Origin of the sequence: Streptomyces hainanensis (assembly GCF_004348415.1) — a bacterium.
GTDB lineage: Bacteria > Actinomycetota > Actinomycetes > Streptomycetales > Streptomycetaceae > Streptomyces > Streptomyces hainanensis.
Genome location: NZ_SMKI01000016.1, coordinates 1 through 15,296, shown reverse-complemented (window position 1 = coordinate 15,296; position 15,296 = coordinate 1). Strand labels below are relative to the sequence as shown.

Annotated in this window: 12 protein-coding genes; 3 read left to right on the top strand and 9 right to left on the bottom strand. The window is 72.6% G+C overall.

Features of this window, described 5'->3' with window-relative positions; all coding sequences use genetic code 11:
- The first annotated feature begins 51 nt into the window (after positions 1-51).
- A complete protein-coding gene (locus E1283_RS02690; protein ID WP_132816148.1) occupies positions 52-972 on the top strand; it encodes a sucrase ferredoxin in 921 nt (306 codons plus the stop codon).
- Positions 973-992: 20 nt separating this feature from the next.
- On the opposite strand, the gene E1283_RS02685 is transcribed toward E1283_RS02690, so the two are convergent.
- A complete protein-coding gene (locus E1283_RS02685) occupies positions 993-3,110 on the bottom strand; it encodes a DNA gyrase/topoisomerase IV subunit B (protein WP_132816146.1) in 2,118 nt (705 codons plus the stop codon).
- A gap of 434 nt (positions 3,111-3,544) precedes the next feature.
- Here E1283_RS02685 and E1283_RS02680 point away from each other — a divergent pair, with 434 nt between their 5' ends.
- Positions 3,545-3,775, top strand: a complete 231-nt coding sequence (locus E1283_RS02680; RefSeq protein WP_132816144.1) for a DUF7455 domain-containing protein — start codon at positions 3,545-3,547, stop codon at positions 3,773-3,775.
- A gap of 235 nt (positions 3,776-4,010) precedes the next feature.
- Here E1283_RS02680 and E1283_RS02675 read toward each other — a convergent pair whose 3' ends face one another.
- The 5 genes from E1283_RS02675 to E1283_RS02655 form a co-directional block, all read right to left on the bottom strand.
- Positions 4,011-5,645, bottom strand: a complete 1,635-nt coding sequence (locus E1283_RS02675) for an RNA polymerase sigma factor (RefSeq protein WP_132816142.1) — start codon at positions 5,643-5,645, stop codon at positions 4,011-4,013.
- 285 nt (positions 5,646-5,930) lie between these two features.
- Positions 5,931-6,896, bottom strand: a complete 966-nt coding sequence (locus E1283_RS02670; RefSeq protein WP_132816140.1) for a FadR/GntR family transcriptional regulator — start codon at positions 6,894-6,896, stop codon at positions 5,931-5,933.
- A gap of 153 nt (positions 6,897-7,049) precedes the next feature.
- The gene (locus tag E1283_RS02665; RefSeq protein ID WP_132816138.1) at positions 7,050-8,840 is read right to left on the bottom strand and encodes an ATP-binding cassette domain-containing protein; all 1,791 of its coding nucleotides are present in this window, start codon (positions 8,838-8,840) and stop codon (positions 7,050-7,052) included.
- Between the two features lie 91 nt (positions 8,841-8,931).
- A complete protein-coding gene (locus tag E1283_RS02660; RefSeq protein WP_132816136.1) occupies positions 8,932-9,672 on the bottom strand; it encodes an NUDIX hydrolase in 741 nt (246 codons plus the stop codon).
- 30 nt (positions 9,673-9,702) lie between these two features.
- A complete protein-coding gene (locus E1283_RS02655; protein ID WP_132816134.1) occupies positions 9,703-10,854 on the bottom strand; it encodes a DUF4192 domain-containing protein in 1,152 nt (383 codons plus the stop codon).
- Between the two features lie 142 nt (positions 10,855-10,996).
- Here E1283_RS02655 and E1283_RS02650 point away from each other — a divergent pair, with 142 nt between their 5' ends.
- Complete coding sequence (locus E1283_RS02650; protein ID WP_132816132.1) at positions 10,997-13,228, top strand: RecQ family ATP-dependent DNA helicase; 2,232 nt, start codon at positions 10,997-10,999, stop codon at positions 13,226-13,228.
- A gap of 36 nt (positions 13,229-13,264) precedes the next feature.
- On the opposite strand, the gene E1283_RS02645 is transcribed toward E1283_RS02650, so the two are convergent.
- Genes E1283_RS02645 through E1283_RS02635 form a run of 3 tightly spaced genes read right to left on the bottom strand, consistent with a single transcriptional unit; the run spans position 13,265 to position 15,167 of the window.
- A complete protein-coding gene (locus E1283_RS02645) occupies positions 13,265-13,969 on the bottom strand; it encodes a ribonuclease HII (RefSeq protein WP_132816130.1) in 705 nt (234 codons plus the stop codon).
- A gap of 13 nt (positions 13,970-13,982) precedes the next feature.
- Positions 13,983-14,648, bottom strand: coding sequence for a histidine phosphatase family protein (locus E1283_RS02640; RefSeq protein ID WP_132816128.1), 666 nt, complete (start codon positions 14,646-14,648; stop codon positions 13,983-13,985).
- Between the two features lie 45 nt (positions 14,649-14,693).
- Positions 14,694-15,167, bottom strand: a complete 474-nt coding sequence (locus E1283_RS02635; RefSeq protein WP_132816126.1) for a DUF4937 domain-containing protein — start codon at positions 15,165-15,167, stop codon at positions 14,694-14,696.
- Positions 15,168-15,296: the final 129 nt, after the last annotated feature.

The following is a 15,296-nucleotide window of genomic DNA, read 5'->3' as shown; positions in this document are numbered from 1 at the left end:
GCCGAGGGATCGAGAGCGGAGCCCGGGTCAGGGGAGGCTAGCCTTACCTGGGTGAGCACGTGCACCACCCTCTCCCGGGCCCTGACCGAGCCGCTGGCCGCGACCGCCGGCACCGCCAGGACCTGGCTGCTGATCGAACAGCCGGGCCCCTGGGGCCCCGACGCCCTGGTCGACAGCCACCTCGACCCCGCCGTGGGCCGGGCCCTGGAGGCCGCCACCGCCGGCACCGGGGTGCGGGTGGCGCTGATCCGCCGGCCGGGGCGGCACGCGGACCGCCCGGGAGCCGCCGCGGGCCACCGCGCCTACCTCGCCCACACCCTGCCGGGGAACGCCTGGGTCCGGGTCACCGAGCGGGTGCGCCCGGAGGCCCTGCTCGACCTGGACTTCGCCCGGCTCGGCGCCGGCCTCCACGACGGACGCTGGGAGCCGCACCGCGGCGCACCGCTGACCCTGGTGTGCACCAACGGCCGGCGCGACCGCTGCTGTGCGCTGCTCGGCCGGCCGCTGGCCGCCGAGCTGGTGGCCAGCGGCGGCTCCGAGGTCTGGGAGATCACCCACATCGGCGGGCACCGCTTCTCCCCCACGCTGCTGGTGCTGCCGCACGGCTATGCCTACGGGCGCATGACGGCGGTGGGTGTCAAGGGCGTCCTGGCGGCGCTGGACGACGGCCAGCTGGTCACGGACGGCTGCCGCGGCCGGTCCGCCTGGGACCGTCCCGGGCAGGCGGCCGAGCTGGCCGTCCGGGAGGCCACCGGGGAGCAGGGCCTGGACGCCCTGGCCGTGCTCGCCGACCGGGGCCCGGACGGGATCGTCGTGGGCCACGCGGACGGCCGCCGCTGGCGGGTCACGGTGGCGGAGCTCACCGACGGCGCCCCCGCCCCGGCCAGCTGCGGGGCACTCTTCGAGGCCCGGCCACGGATGGCCGTCACCGGCGTCGTCGCCCTGACCGGCGCCGGTCAGCCACCCGGCTGACCGGCTGACCGGCGCGGCGACTACGTGTCGATGCGGGAGCGGTCGAGCGTGGCCGCCGAGTTGGTGATGAACTCCCGGCGGGGCGCCACCTCGTTCCCCATCAGCAGGCTGAACGCCTCCTCGGCCGCCTCCAGGTCGTTGATGTTGATCCGCCGCAGGGTGCGCCGACGCGGGTCCATCGTGGTCTCGGCCAGCTGGTCGGCGTCCATCTCACCGAGGCCCTTGTAACGCTGGATCGACTCCTTGTAGCGGACCTTGCGGCGCCCCAGGTCGAGCAGGGTCTCCCGGAGCTCGGCGTCCGAGTAGGTGTACAGGTACTTGTCCTGGCCCTTCTTCGGGTTGCTCAGCTCGATCCGGTGCAGCGGCGGCACGGCGGAGAAGACCCGGCCCTGCTCGACCATCGGCCGCATGTAGCGCTGGAAGAGCGTCAGCAGCAGACAGCGGATGTGCGCGCCGTCCACGTCGGCGTCGGCCAGGAAGATCACCCGGCCGTAGCGCGCCTGGTCGATGTCGAAGGTTCGCCCCGACCCGGCTCCTATCACCTGGATGATGGCGCCGCACTCGGCGTTCTTCAGCATGTCGGAGACCGACGACTTCTGAACGTTGAGGATCTTGCCGCGGATCGGCAGCAGCGCCTGGAACTCCGAGTTCCTGGCCAGCTTGGCCGTGCCGAGCGCGCTGTCGCCCTCGACGATGAACAGTTCGCTGCGGTCCACGTCGTCGCTGCGGCAGTCGGCCAGCTTGGCCGGCAGCGCCGAGGACTCCAGGGCCGTCTTGCGGCGCTGGGCCTCCTTGTGCTGGCGGGCGGCGATCCGGGTGCGGGCGGCGGCGACGACCTTCTCCAGCACGGCACGGGCCTGCTGCTTGTCGTCCCGCCTGGTGGAGGTCAGGAAGCCCTTGAGCTCCTTGCCGACCACCTGGGCCACGATCCGGGAGGCGGCCGAGGTGCCGAGCACCTCCTTGGTCTGCCCCTCGAACTGCGGCTCGGCGAGCCGCACGGTGACCACCGCGGTCATGCCCTCCAGGGCGTCGTCCTTGACCACGTCGTCCTCGGCGACCCGCAGCAGCTTGGCGGCGCGCAGCACCTCGTTGACGGTGCGGGTGACCGCCCGCTCGAAGCCGGTGACGTGGGTGCCGCCCTTGGGGGTGGCGATGATGTTGACGAACGAGCGCACTGTGGTCTCGTAGCCGGTGCCCCAGCGCAGCGCGATGTCGACGTCCAGGTCGCGCTTGACCTCGGTGGGGATCATGTGGCCGCGCTCGTCGAGGACCGGAACGGTCTCCTTGAAGGTGCCCTGGCCGGTGAGCCGCAGCACGTCGCAGACCGGCTTGTCGGCGGCCAGGAACTCGCAGAACTCGCTGATCCCGCCGTCGTAGCGGAAGACCTCCTCGGACGGCTCGGCACCGTCGACGCCCCGCTCGTCACGGACCGTGATGGTGAGCCCGGGGACCAGGAAGGCCGTCTGCCGGGCGCGGGCGTACAGGGTGTCGAGGGAGAGCTTGGCGTCCTTGAGGAAGATCTGCCGGTCCGCCCAGTAGCGCACCCGGGTGCCGGTGCGGGCCTTGGGGATCTTCTTCGCCTTGCGCAGCCCGTTGGCCGGTTCGAACGGGGCCTCGGGCCCGGAGCGGGCGAAGAAGCCGGGGGTACCGCGCCGGAAGCTGATGGCATGGGTGCTGCCGCCCAGGTCGACCTCGACGTCGAGCCGGGCCGAGAGGGCGTTCACCACGGAGGCGCCGACGCCGTGCAGGCCGCCGGAGGCCGCGTAGGCGCCGCCGCCGAACTTGCCGCCGGCGTGCAGCTTGGTCATCACGACCTCGACACCGGAGAGCCCGGTCTTGGGCTCGATGTCGACGGGGATGCCGCGCCCGTTGTCCCGGACCTCGACCGAGCCGTCGTCGTGCAGCAGCACCTCGATCCGGTCGCAGTGCCCCCCCAGGGCCTCGTCGACGGCGTTGTCGATGATCTCCCAGAGGCAGTGCATCAGCCCGCGGCTGTCCGTGGACCCGATGTACATGCCCGGGCGCTTACGAACCGCCTCGAGACCCTCCAGGACAAGCAGGTGCCGCGCGGTGTAGTTGCCTGCCGGGTCGGCCCCGGTCAACAGTGCTGTGGACGGCACGGACGTGTCGGCGGTCACGCAGTTCGCTCCTCGCTGAATTCTGATCTGGCCCAGATGTGGTGGCGGTCGCCGCTCAGAGGGTACCGAGGCCCTGTAGAGCGGTTGTGCGGCTCCCCGGGAAGTATCCAGGGTAGCCGAGCGTCGCTCACACGTTCGATAACTCGTCTGGGTGACGTGTACATCACGTTCCCTTCGAGGCATGAACCATTTAGGCTCCGGGCACGTCCTCCTGAACAAGGGAGGACCCCCGGATACACCGAGGTAGCCGGAACAAAACAACGAGACGACGCATTACACCAAGCAACTGCAATACGGCTCATTCGCCGCCACCGGGCAGCGTTCGGCCATCTCGGGAGAATTTTTTCCATCGAGAAGCCGCGAGCGGGAACGTTCTCGGCCTGGTTGGATGTTGTCCCTGGTACGACAGCTCGTCGAGCTAGAGAAGAGGCGACGTGACTACTGTTCTGACCCCCGCGACCCCGCTGACGGCTGGGGACCGCTGCGACCGCTGTGGTGCCCAGGCGTATCTCCGCGTGGTCCTCATCAGCGGCGGAGAGCTGCTGTTCTGCGCTCACCACGGCCGCAAGTTCGAGCCGGAGCTCAAGAAGATCGCCGCGGAGATACAGGACGAGACGGAGAAGCTCACCGCGACTCCCGCATCCGCGAGCGACGACGAACGCTGATCGACCGAGATCCGACGTATCGCGTCCCCCTGACGAGCGGCTCCGTCCGGTTGGTGTGTCGACCGGACAGCGGGCGGTCACCCGCGCACGGGCGGTGACCGCCCGCTTGCCATGCCCTCCTGCGGGCCGCGCCGGGCTCTGGTGACGACGACGGCCGGTGACCACCCCCGAGGGGAGCCACCGGCCGTTCAGGCGCGCCGGGACGGGGCCGCTGGGCCCCCGCCTGGGGGCCGCCTCAGTCGAGGTAGTCCCGCAGCACCTGGGAGCGGGACGGGTGACGCAGCTTGGACATGGTCTTGGACTCGATCTGCCGGATCCGCTCCCGGGTCACGCCGTAGACCTTGCCGATCTCGTCCAACGTCTTGGGCTGGCCGTCGGTGAGGCCGAAGCGCATCGAGACGACGCCGGCCTCACGCTCGCTCAGCGTGTCGAGCACGGAGTGCAGCTGCTCCTGGAGCAGCGTGAAGCTGACCGCGTCGGCGGGCACCACGGCCTCGGAGTCCTCGATGAGGTCACCGAACTCGCTGTCGCCGTCCTCGCCGAGCGGGGTGTGCAGCGAGATGGGCTCCCGACCGTACTTCTGGACCTCGACGACCTTCTCCGGGGTCATGTCGAGTTCCTTGGCCAGCTCCTCCGGGGTGGGCTCGCGGCCCAGGTCCTGGAGCATCTGCCGCTGGACGCGGGCGAGCTTGTTGATCACCTCGACCATGTGCACCGGGATGCGGATGGTGCGGGCCTGGTCGGCCATGGCGCGGGTGATCGCCTGGCGGATCCACCAGGTGGCGTACGTCGAGAACTTGTAGCCCTTGGTGTAGTCGAACTTCTCGACCGCGCGGATCAGACCGAGGTTGCCCTCCTGGATCAGGTCCAGGAAGAGCATGCCGCGGCCGGTGTAGCGCTTGGCCAGCGAGACGACCAGCCGGAGGTTGGCCTCCAGCAGGTGGTTCTTGGCCCGACGGCCGTCCTCGGAGATGATCTCCAGCTCGCGGCGCAGCTTGGGCGCGATCTTGTCGGAGCTGGCCAGCTTGTCCTCGGCGAAGAGACCCGCCTCGATGCGCTTGGCGAGCTCCACCTCCTGCTCCGCGTTGAGCAGGGGGACCTTGCCGATCTGCTTGAGGTAGTCCTTGACCGGGTCGGCCGTGGCGCCGGCGGCGGCCACCTGCTGGGCGGGGGCGTCGTCCTCGTCCTCGTCGGACAGGACGAAGCCCTCGTTCTCCTGCTTGCCCTCGGGGCCCTCACCGGGAGCGGCACCGGCCCGCACGGCGCGGTCGGTGGGCTCCTCGATGCCCTCCTCGTCGCCGTCCAGGAACTCGTCGGCCAGCTCCGACTTGTTGGGCTCGTCCTTCTTGCCCGCGGTCTTCTTGGTGGCGACGGGCCCCTTCTTGGCGGCCGGCGCCTTCTTGGCCACGGCCTTCTTCGCCGGAGCCTTCTTGGCGACCGCCTTCTTGGCCACGGCCTTCTTCGCCGCCGGACGGCTCACGGAGCCACCCGCCATCTCGGCGCGTTCGATCTCACCCGCCGGATCCTCCGGGCGGGCCATGGCCGTGGCCTGCTTGGCCGGAGCCGTCTTGGCCGCGACGGTCTTGGTCGCGGTGCGCTTGGCCGTCGTCTTCGCGGCGACACTCTTCCGGGTGCGCTTGGGCGCCTCGGCGGCACTCACCATCAGCGTCACGCCCTCCTCGTCGAGGATCTGGTTGAGGCTGCGCAGAACGTTCTTCCACTGGGCTTTCGGGATCTGGTCAGCCTCGATGGCCCGGCGCAGATCATCGCCGGCGATCTGCCCCTCAGCCTTTCCCCGTTCGATCAGCGCCATCACAGAATCGGACTCGGCGATCTCGGCAGGGAGAGTACGGGAAGTGCTGGCCGACACGAACAACCTCTCGGAAACTCTGGGAACGGCTTAGGGCCCGCCCGAAGCAAGCGGAACCGTGACCGGCGGCGGGATGGGCCGACGGTGGTGGCGCGGTGCTACGGACCCTCGGCCCGGACACTGCGGCCACCTCTTGAATCATCGCGCTGCTTCCCGAAGCGTTACGCGGCTCGCACGTGGCGCGAGTCACATCGCGACCCGACGGCGACGAGTCGGGCCCGAGGCGCCGCCGAAACCCTGCCGGGCCGGCCTCGACGACGCCGGATCGCGTGTCCCTCCGCCGGATCAGTGCTCGCGCGGGGCGGGAACCACATGGTCCGAGCCCGCCGCGGCCGCGGCGCCGTCCGTGGTGAGGGTGAGCAGGTGACGCATCGCGGTCTCGGCGGCGACCGGCTCCCCCGAGGTGATGGCGTCCACGATGCGCTGGTGCTGGGCGACCGAGCCCTCCGTCGGGTGCTCGCAGCCGGAGGGGGCGCCGCCGGAGACCTGGAGCGCGGAGGCGACGATCCCGGACAGGTGTTCCAGCATGCGGTTGCCGGCGGCCTGGAGGAGCAGGGCGTGGAACTCGGCGTCGGCGCGGGAGAAGGTGAGCGCGTCGCCCTGGGCGAGGGCGTGGGTCATGATGTCGACCATGTCGCCGAGGCGCTGACGCACCTCCTCCCGGGTGTCGCCGGCGGCGAGCCTGGCGGCCAGGGGCTCGATGGTCAGGCGCAGCTCGCACAGCTCACGACGCTGGTCCTCGCGCTGCGGGCCGAACGCCCGCCACTCGATGATGTCGGGGTCGAGCAGGTTCCAGTCGCCGACGGGGCGGACCCGGGTGCCGACGTTGGGCCGGGCGCTCACCAGGCCTTTGGCCTCCAGAACCCGCAGGGACTCGCGGACCACGGTGCGGGAGACCTCGAATCGCTGGCCGATCTCCTCGGGAACCAGCGGCCGGTCGGCGCCGAGGTCGCCGGAGACGATCATCTGGCCGAGCTGCTGGACGAGTTGGCCGTGGAGCCCGCGGCCCCGGCTGCCGGCGGCGCGGCGGCCGACCCGAGCCATGTCGGTGTCGGGGCCGTCCCAGGCCAGCGCGTTGGTGGTGCGAGCCGCTCCCGTGGACTCGGCGTAGGAGTAGCGGTCGAGCTCACCCGGGCCGGCGGGGCCGGAGTCGGCGGAACGGGTGGCGGTCATCATGGAGTGCGCAAGGGTAGTCACGCCTCCTTTGTCGGCGGCCCTCGTTGACACCTTGAGGTCTTTGGTGAAAAGCACACGAAAGGGTGATCGGCGGCTCCCGCATAATTGACGCCTAACCGTAAGGAAATGGACGCCGGTCGAGGCGGAGGTCGGGCAACCTGCCCTGCCGCCGCCCAGTTGGGGACCGCTCGCCGTCCGGGAGCGGCTGGCGCCCGACCGACTCGCCGATCAGCGTGGGCTGTTGCGCAGGCAGACCAGGGTGTATCCGCAGATCAACACGGCGAGCGAGAGCAGCAGCGCCCAGCCGACGGGCCGGGTGGCGAGCGCCGCGGACGCCGACAGCCAGCGGTCCACACCGGACGGGAGCGGCAGCGTCGTCAACGCGTGGAGCCTGCCCGGCAGTCCGTCGAGGGAGCGCCCGGCGCCACGGTCGAGCGCGGCCCGTAGCGCGGGCGCCAGCAGCAGGGGCACCGCGCCGACGGCGGCCGAGCCGACCAGCGTGGAGCGGAAGATCCCGGCCGCGAGCAGCCCGGCCCAGGCGCAGCCCACGGACAGCCCGACGGTGCCGGAGAGCGCCACGTCCCATGATCCGGAGATCCGGCGGCCGTCGTCGAACAGGGCCGTGAGCGCGGCCGAGTTGATCACCAGCGCGGCGACGCACAGCGCCACGGCGGCGAGCGCGGTGACGACGAGCTTGCCGGCGAGCAGCGAGAGCCGTCGCGGCACGGGCACCCGGGAGGGGGTGAGCGCGGGGTACCGGAACTCGTGGCCGAAGGAGAGCGCTCCCAACAGGCCGGCGGCCATGGCGACGGGTGGCAGTGGCAGCGGCTCGGCCCAACCCGCCAGCACCCGCTCGGCGGGGAGTGCCCCGGCGGCGGCGAGGCACAGCGCGGCGACCAGCCCGCCGAACAACGCGGCGGCCTTCACCCACCATCCGGTGGGCACCCCCGACCAGCGGCGCAGTTCGTAGCGCAGCGGCCAACTCGGGCCGGGCGGCGGGAGAACGGGCAGCTCGGGCGGGAGCACGGAACTCCGCGGTCGCGGGGTCGCCGGCCGGGCGGCGTCGGCCGGCGCCGCCCCGGCGGGCGACCGCCCGTCGGCGCGCAGCAGCGGGCCGGCGGGCGACCGGTCCCCAGAGTCACCTTCCTCGTCGGCGAGTTGGTGAACGAGCACCCGGTGCCGGAAGGCCACCTCGCCGACCGCGGCGCAACTGCTGCCGTACACCGAGAGCCGGTTGCCCGATTCGCGGACGATCTCGACCCGCCGCTCGCCCTCGACGCCGGCGGCCGCGCGGGACTCGCCGGTCAGCGCTGCCGCGAGCCGCTCGGCGTGCGGGGTGCGCACGGCCACCCGCGGCCGCAGCCGGGTGCGGGCGAAGTCCGCTCCGGTCTGGTCGGCCACCAGCCGCCCGGTGTCGAGGGTGACCACCCGGTCCGCGACGCCGACGGCCTCCGCCACGTCCCGCGTGGTGAGCAGGACCGCGCCGCCCCGCTCGGCTCGCTCGCGCAACAGCCCGTGCAGCCAGGCGGTCTCGCGGGCCGCGAGGCCGAGCGAGGGCTCGTCGAGCACCAGGGTGTGCGGATCCCCGAGGAGCGCGGCGGCCAGCCCGAGCCTGCGGTCCATGCCCCGGGAGAGGGTGCCGAGACGCTGGCCGGCGAGGCCGCCGAGGCCGACGCCCTCGAGTGCCTCGTCGGCCCGCTCCGCGGGCACCCCGGCGGCCGCCCCCAGCATCCGGAGGTGACCTGCCGCGGTGCGCCGAGGATGCCCCGGCACGTCGCCGAGCAGAGCACCGATCTCCCGTGAGGGATGCGGCACCCTGGCGATCGGACGACCGCGGAAGAGCGCGACGCCGCGCCCCGGTGACAGCTGGAGCATCAGCCGCAGCGTGGCCGACTTGCCGGATCCCGGGGGCCCGAGCAGCACGGTGACGTGGCCTGGGCGTGCCTCGAAGCTGAGATCCTCGACGGCCGGCGACCGGCCGCGGCGGGACGCGCTGGTGAGTCCGATGGCCTGGATCATCGATATCTCCCGTTGAGCGTGCACTCCACGGCACCATAACGGGATATATGACATTTTCCGGGCGGCGCGCGGGCCGGGCGGCCCTGCCCCGCTACACCTCGGGGCGGAGCATCGGCGGGTTCAGGGCGGTGGCCTCACCCGCCCTGAACAGCTGGGCCGGGCGACCGCCCTGACGGGTGGTCGTGCCACCCACCGGCACCAGGAAGCCGGGGGTCCCGGTGACCTTGCGGTGGAAGTTGCGCGGATCGAGCGCGACCCCCCAGACCGCCTCGTAGACCCGACGCAGCTCCCCCACCGTGAACTCGGCGGGGCAGAAGGCGGCCGCCAGCGACGAGTACTCGATCTTCGACCGGGCCCGCTCGACCCCGTCGGCGAGGATCCGCGCGTGGTCGAAGGCGAGCCGCGCGCCCCCGGCACCACCCCCGGCCGCGAGGAGCCCCGGCACGGGCGTCCACTGGGCGCCCCCGGCATCGCCCCCCGGCGTCGGAGCGGGCAGGCCGGGGGCCAGCACCAGATGCGCGACGCTGACCACCCGCATCCTGGGATCGCGCCCCGGATCCCCGTAGGTCGCCAGCTGTTCCAGGTAGGCCCCGGCGTGCTGGCTGCCCGCGTCCTGTGTGCGCAGCCCCGTCTCCTCGGCGAGCTCCCGTGCCGCGGCGGAGGCCAGATCCTCGTCGGCCCGGACGAAGCCCCCGGGGAGCGCCCACTGCCCCTGGAACGGCTCCTCACCCCTGGTGACCGTGAGCGCGCACAACGCGTGGCGCCGGACGGTGAGCACGACCAGATCGACGGTGACGGCGAACGGCGGGAAGTCCGACGGGTCGTAGGGCATGCGGTGATCATAGGGGCCCCCGACGCCCGGTCAGTGCTCGCGGGCGGCCCGCTGTTGCCGCATGCAGCGGCGCAGCGGCTCCGGGTCGAGACCCTCGTTGCACGCCTGGTGGAGCAGCCTGGCGAAGACGTACTCGGGCTCGATTTCCAGCGCTCTGCCCAGCGCCACCCGGGCGCCCAGCTCGTCGCCGATCGACCAGGAGACCCAGCCGGCCAGGGTGAGCGGGGCGGCCGCGTGGGTCTCGTAGGCCGCCACGCAACGCCTGGCCAGCGCCCGCCACAGGCGCAGCGCGACGTCCGCCTCCGCTCCCTCCATCCACTCCGCCGCGCGGTCACGGGCCAGCCGGTCCTGGAGGCCGAGCACCAGCCGGGCCGCCTCCTCCGACGTGAGCAGGGCGTCGTCCTGCGCGTCGGCCGAGGCGTCGTCGGGATCGCCGGGGGCGACGGCTCGGCGGAAGCGGCTCAGCAGCCGCTCGGCCAGCTCCGCGGTCTCGCCCCGGACGGTCGGGGAATCGGGCGCCCCGTCGAGCATCCGGGGCAGCAGCGCCTCGGCCGCCGCGTCGAAGGCGCGGACCTGGCGCGCGGCGTGCGGCTGCCCGAGCGGTGTCAACCTGCGCTCCAGTTCCTTGAGTGAGCCGCGCACCCGGATGCCGGCGTAGGCCGCGGCCGCGGCCATCGGGGAGCTGCCCCGCCTCGGCAGCTCGCTGCCCTCGCCCGAGCAGCATCCGGTGCCGGGGCAGCAGTACGACCAGTAGCGGTCGTCGGACACGAACAGGGCCTCGTACACGGGGATGTCGAGGGCCCCGCAGGCCGTGCGGAGCAGTTGGGCCAGCGGGCGCAGGCGCTCCATCGCCTCCCGGCCGGCCCCGGCGGCCGGCTCCTGGCAGAGGTAGACGACGGCCGCGTCCGGCTTGCCGCCGTGCTTGGCCCCACTGTCGGCGAGGCAGCCGGCGAGTTGTTCCGCGGTCTCCGCCCAGCTCTCCGGATCGCCCGGGATCCCGGTGCGGATCCGCCCGCCCACCCGGCCGTGCCGCCCGTGCAGGGCGACGAGCACGATGGAGTCGTCCGGGTGGAAGCCGAGCAGGTAGGGGAGGGCGTCGGCGAGGTCGGCCGGGCCACGGAGCGTGACGCGGTTGTCGGCGGTGAGGGTCACTTCACGGAGGGAATCGGTGTGGTGGGTCATGCCAGGAGCGTGCCGGGAGTGGGGAGGTCGATGCGGAAAGTTATCCACAGATCGCCCCATAAATCATGAGAGTCATAAGTATGAGCGGGTTTTCCACAGGCCGGTTGGCAGACTGTCCCCGTCATCCGCTTGCATGGGGGGCATGCAGCAAGCATCCGCGGGAGCTCCCCCGCACTCCACCGCCACCGAATCCACCGCGCCGGGGCCCGACACCCCGGAGCGGTCCCGGCTGCGCGAGGCCGCCGACACCGTGCTGGCCCGGCTGGTCGGCGACGACACGGGCCAGGCCACGCTGCGCCCCGACCAGTGGCGGGCCATCGAGGCCCTGGTCGCGGAGCGCCGCCGGGCGCTGGTCGTGCAGCGCACGGGCTGGGGCAAGTCCGCGGTCTACTTCGTCGCCACCGCCCTGCTGCGTGAGCGGGGCAGCGGCCCCACCGTGATCATCTCGCCGCTGCTGGCGCTCATGCGCAACCAGATCGAGGCGGCGCGGAGGGCGGGCATCTCCGCCCGCACCATCAACTCCTCCAACAACGAGGAGTGGGAGACGGTGCGCGCCGAGGTGGCGGCGGGCGAGGTAGACGTGCTGCTGGTGAGCCCGGAGCGGCTCAACAACCCGGATTTCCGGGACACCGTGCTCCCCGAGCTGGCCGCCAGCACCGGCCTGCTCGTCGTCGACGAGGCCCACTGCATCTCCGACTGGGGCCACGACTTCCGCCCCGACTACCGCCGGCTGCGCACCATGCTCGCCGAGCTCCCCGCCGGGGTCCCCGTCCTGGCCACCACGGCCACGGCCAACGCCCGGGTCACGGCGGATGTCGCGGAGCAGCTCGGCACCGGCGGCGACTCGACGGAGGCCCTGGTGCTCAGGGGCCCGCTCGACCGGGAGAGCCTGCGCCTCTCGGTGCTCGGGCTGCCCGACGCCGCGCACCGTCTCGCCTGGCTCGACGGCAATCTGGGGCGGCTGCCCGGCTCGGGCATCATCTACACCCTCACCGTCGCGGCCGCCGAGGAGGTCACGGCCTACCTGACGGCGTGCGGCCACCGGGTCGTCGCCTACACCGGCCGCACGGAGAACGCGGACCGCGTCGCCGCCGAGGACGACCTGTTGGCCAACCGCGTCAAGGCGCTGGTCGCCACCTCCGCACTCGGCATGGGATTCGACAAGCCCGACCTGGGCTTCGTCATCCATCTCGGCTCCCCCTCCTCCCCCATCGCCTACTACCAGCAGGTGGGTCGCGCCGGTCGCGGCGTCGACCAGGCCGAGGTGCTGCTGCTGCCCGGCCCGGAGGACGAGGCGATCTGGCGCTACTTCGCCTCGCTCGCCTTCCCGCCCGAGTCGCAGGTCAGGCACACCCTCCAGGTGCTCGCGGCCGCCGACCGACCGCTGTCGCTGCCGGCCCTCGAACCCCAGGTCGAGCTGCGCAGGTCGCGGCTGGAGATGATGCTCAAGGTCCTCGACGTGGACGGCGCGGTGCGCCGGGAGCGGGGCGGCTGGTCGGCCACCGGCAAGCCCTGGGAGTACGACGCCGAGCGTTACGCGTGGGTCGCGCGTCAGCGGGCCGCCGAGCAGCAGGCCATGCGGGAGTACGCAGCCACCACGGCGTGCCGGATGGAGTTTCTTCGGCGCCAGCTCGACGACCCGGAGGCCGCCCCGTGCGGCAGGTGCGACAACTGCTCGGGCGCGAGGTTCGAGAGCGGCGTGACGACCGCGGCCCTGGAGGCGGCCCGCGGCGAGTTGACCCGGCCGGGGATAGCGCTGGAGCCGCGGCGCATGTGGCCGACCGGGCTGCCCGCGATCGGGCTCCAGCTGAAGGGCCGGATCCCGGCAGGCGAGCAGGCGGAGCCGGGTCGAGCGCTGGGGCGGCTCTCGGACATCGGCTGGGGGAACCGGCTGCGCCCGCTGCTGGCCCCCGGTGCGGAGGACGGCCGGCTCCCGAAGGACGTACTCGACGCGGTGGTGGCCGTGCTCGCCGACTGGGCCAGGGGGCCGGGCGGTTGGGTCGCCGGTGGGCCGGACGCGCTCGACCGACCGGTGGGCGTGGTGGGTGTCGCCTCCCGGGCCAGGCCGCGGCTGGTCGGCTCGCTGGCCGAGGACGTCGCCGCGGCGGGCCGGATGCCGCTGCTCGGCATGGTCCGGCACGCCGAGTCCTCGGCCCGGGCCCAGCGCAGCAACAGCGGTCGCCGGGTTCTCGAGCTGCACGGCTCGCTCGAGTTGGCCGAGGGCACCGCCGAGGCGATCAGGGCGACGCCCGGGCCGCTGCTGCTGGTCGACGACTTCGCCGATTCCGGGTGGACGCTGGCGCTCGTGGCCCGGCTGCTGCGCGCCGAGGGCGCGGACCGGGTGCTCCCCCTGGTCCTCGCGGTGCAGGGGTGAGGAGGTGAGTCGGTGACCTGGTGGACGGGCGCCCCGTCAGAACATGCCGAGCTGGCCGGCGTCCTCGAGGGTTTCGTCGGCCGCGGCGTCCCGGTGGGAGGGAAGCTTGAGGTGGCGCCAGCGGGGCAGCGCGTCCATATAGGCCCAGGAGAGCCGGTGGTGGGGCGTGGGGCCCAGTTCCGCCAGGGCCGCGCGGTGCACGGGCGAGGGGTAGCCGGCGTTGCTGTCGAAGGCGAACTCGGGGTGCGCGGTGCCCAGTTCCGCCAGCATCGCGTCCCGGCGCACCTTGGCGATCACCGAGGCGGCGGCCACCGCCACGCAGGACTGGTCGCCCTTGATCACCGTTCGTACCTGCCAGGGTGCTCCCAGGTAGTCGTGCTTGCCGTCGAGGATCACCGCGTCCGGCCGTTCCGGCAGTCCTTCGAGGGCGCGGACGGCCGCCAGCCGGAGAGCGGCGGTCATGCCCAGGGCGTCGATCTCCTGCGGCGAGGCGTGTCCGAGCGCGTACGAGGTCACCCAGTCCGTCAGCACCTCGGTGAGGGCCGCCCGGCGCAGCGGGGTGAGCAGCTTGGAGTCCGTGAGCCCCTCGGGCGGGCGGCGCAGCCCGGTGACGGCCGCGCACACGGTGACCGGCCCGGCCCAGGCGCCGCGGCCCACCTCGTCGACGCCGGCGACGAGCCGGGCGCCGGTCAGCGCTCTGATGGACCGTTCGACGCGGTGGGTGGGAGGTTCGTAGGGCATGGCGGCCCCCACCCTACGCACACCAGCCCTGGAAGGGCCGCTCGGGTGTGTGCCAGTGCTCGAAGGGCCGGTCCAGGTGGTAGCGGCGGTCCCGGCCGAGCACCAGCTCCCGCGTCTCCCCGTTGCCCGGGTTGGAGAGCGACTCGAACTCGGCGACCGTCCAGTGCAGCCACCGCATGCAGAACAGCCGCATGGTCAGCCCGTGCGTCACCAAGAGCACGTTCGGCGGATGGTCCGGCTCCTCGAAGCTTCGCCACAGGCTCTCCAGGAACGCCCCGACCCGGTCGTACACGTCGGCGCCCGACTCCCCCTGGGCGAAGCGGTAGAAGAAGTGACCGTAGGCGTCCCGGGCACGCTTCTGCCGCAGCACGTCCTGGCGGTCCTGCCAGTTCCCCCAGTCCTGCTCGCGCAGCCGCGGCTCCTCGCGCACCCGGATCCGGGTGGGGTCGAGGCCGAGCAGTTGGAAGGTCTGATGGGTGCGCCGGTAGGGCGAGACATAGGCCGACACCCGCTCCTGGCCGAACACGTCGCGCAGGTGTTCCCCGGCGTGCTTCGCCTGGAGCCTGCCCTTGGCTGTCAGCTCCAGAGCGTGGTCGGGGATGTGCTCGTAGACGGAATCGTCATAGTTCCCCTGTGACTCTCCGTGTCGGATGAGCACGATACGCCGCGGCTGTGCCATGACGTCAGCCTATGCGACGGCTTTCGGACGGCCGGACAAGCCTCGTCACACCGTCCACGCGGGCTCCATGTCGATGACGTCGCCGGCGATCGCGGCGACATCGGCCCCGATCTGCGCCCGGAGCGCCAACCGCTCCACCCGCTCCGTGCGGTACTTGGCCCGCTCGGCCCCCGAGTCCCACATGGAGAGCACCAGGAACTCGCTGTCCGGCTCGGCCTCCGCGAAGACGCCGCGCAACATGCCGGGCGAGCCGGCCATCGCCGGGTTCCACACCTTCTCCTGCATCAGCGCGAAGTGCTCCGCCCGCTCCTGGTGCACCTGGCAGTGCGCCACCCGCAGCAGATCGGCGTCCGTGAACTGCGGCTCGAAACCGGTCTTGACGTCGAAGCGGTACTCGAAGAGCCGCACCCGCATGTCCTGGAAGGTGCCGGTCTGGCTGGCCGCGAGCCGGTCGTGGGACCGCGCCATGAAGGAGTCGTAGAACGCCCGGCTCTCCCAGAAGCCGAACAGATGCACCACCCCCGGCCATGGCCGAGGGCGGGGTGCACACCCCCAACCACCGGTGGAAGCTGTGCGGGGTACTGGCCCAGGTCAACGCCCTCTTCCCGGACCGCCGTTACCCGCGCCGCATCGACCAGTGGCTGGCCG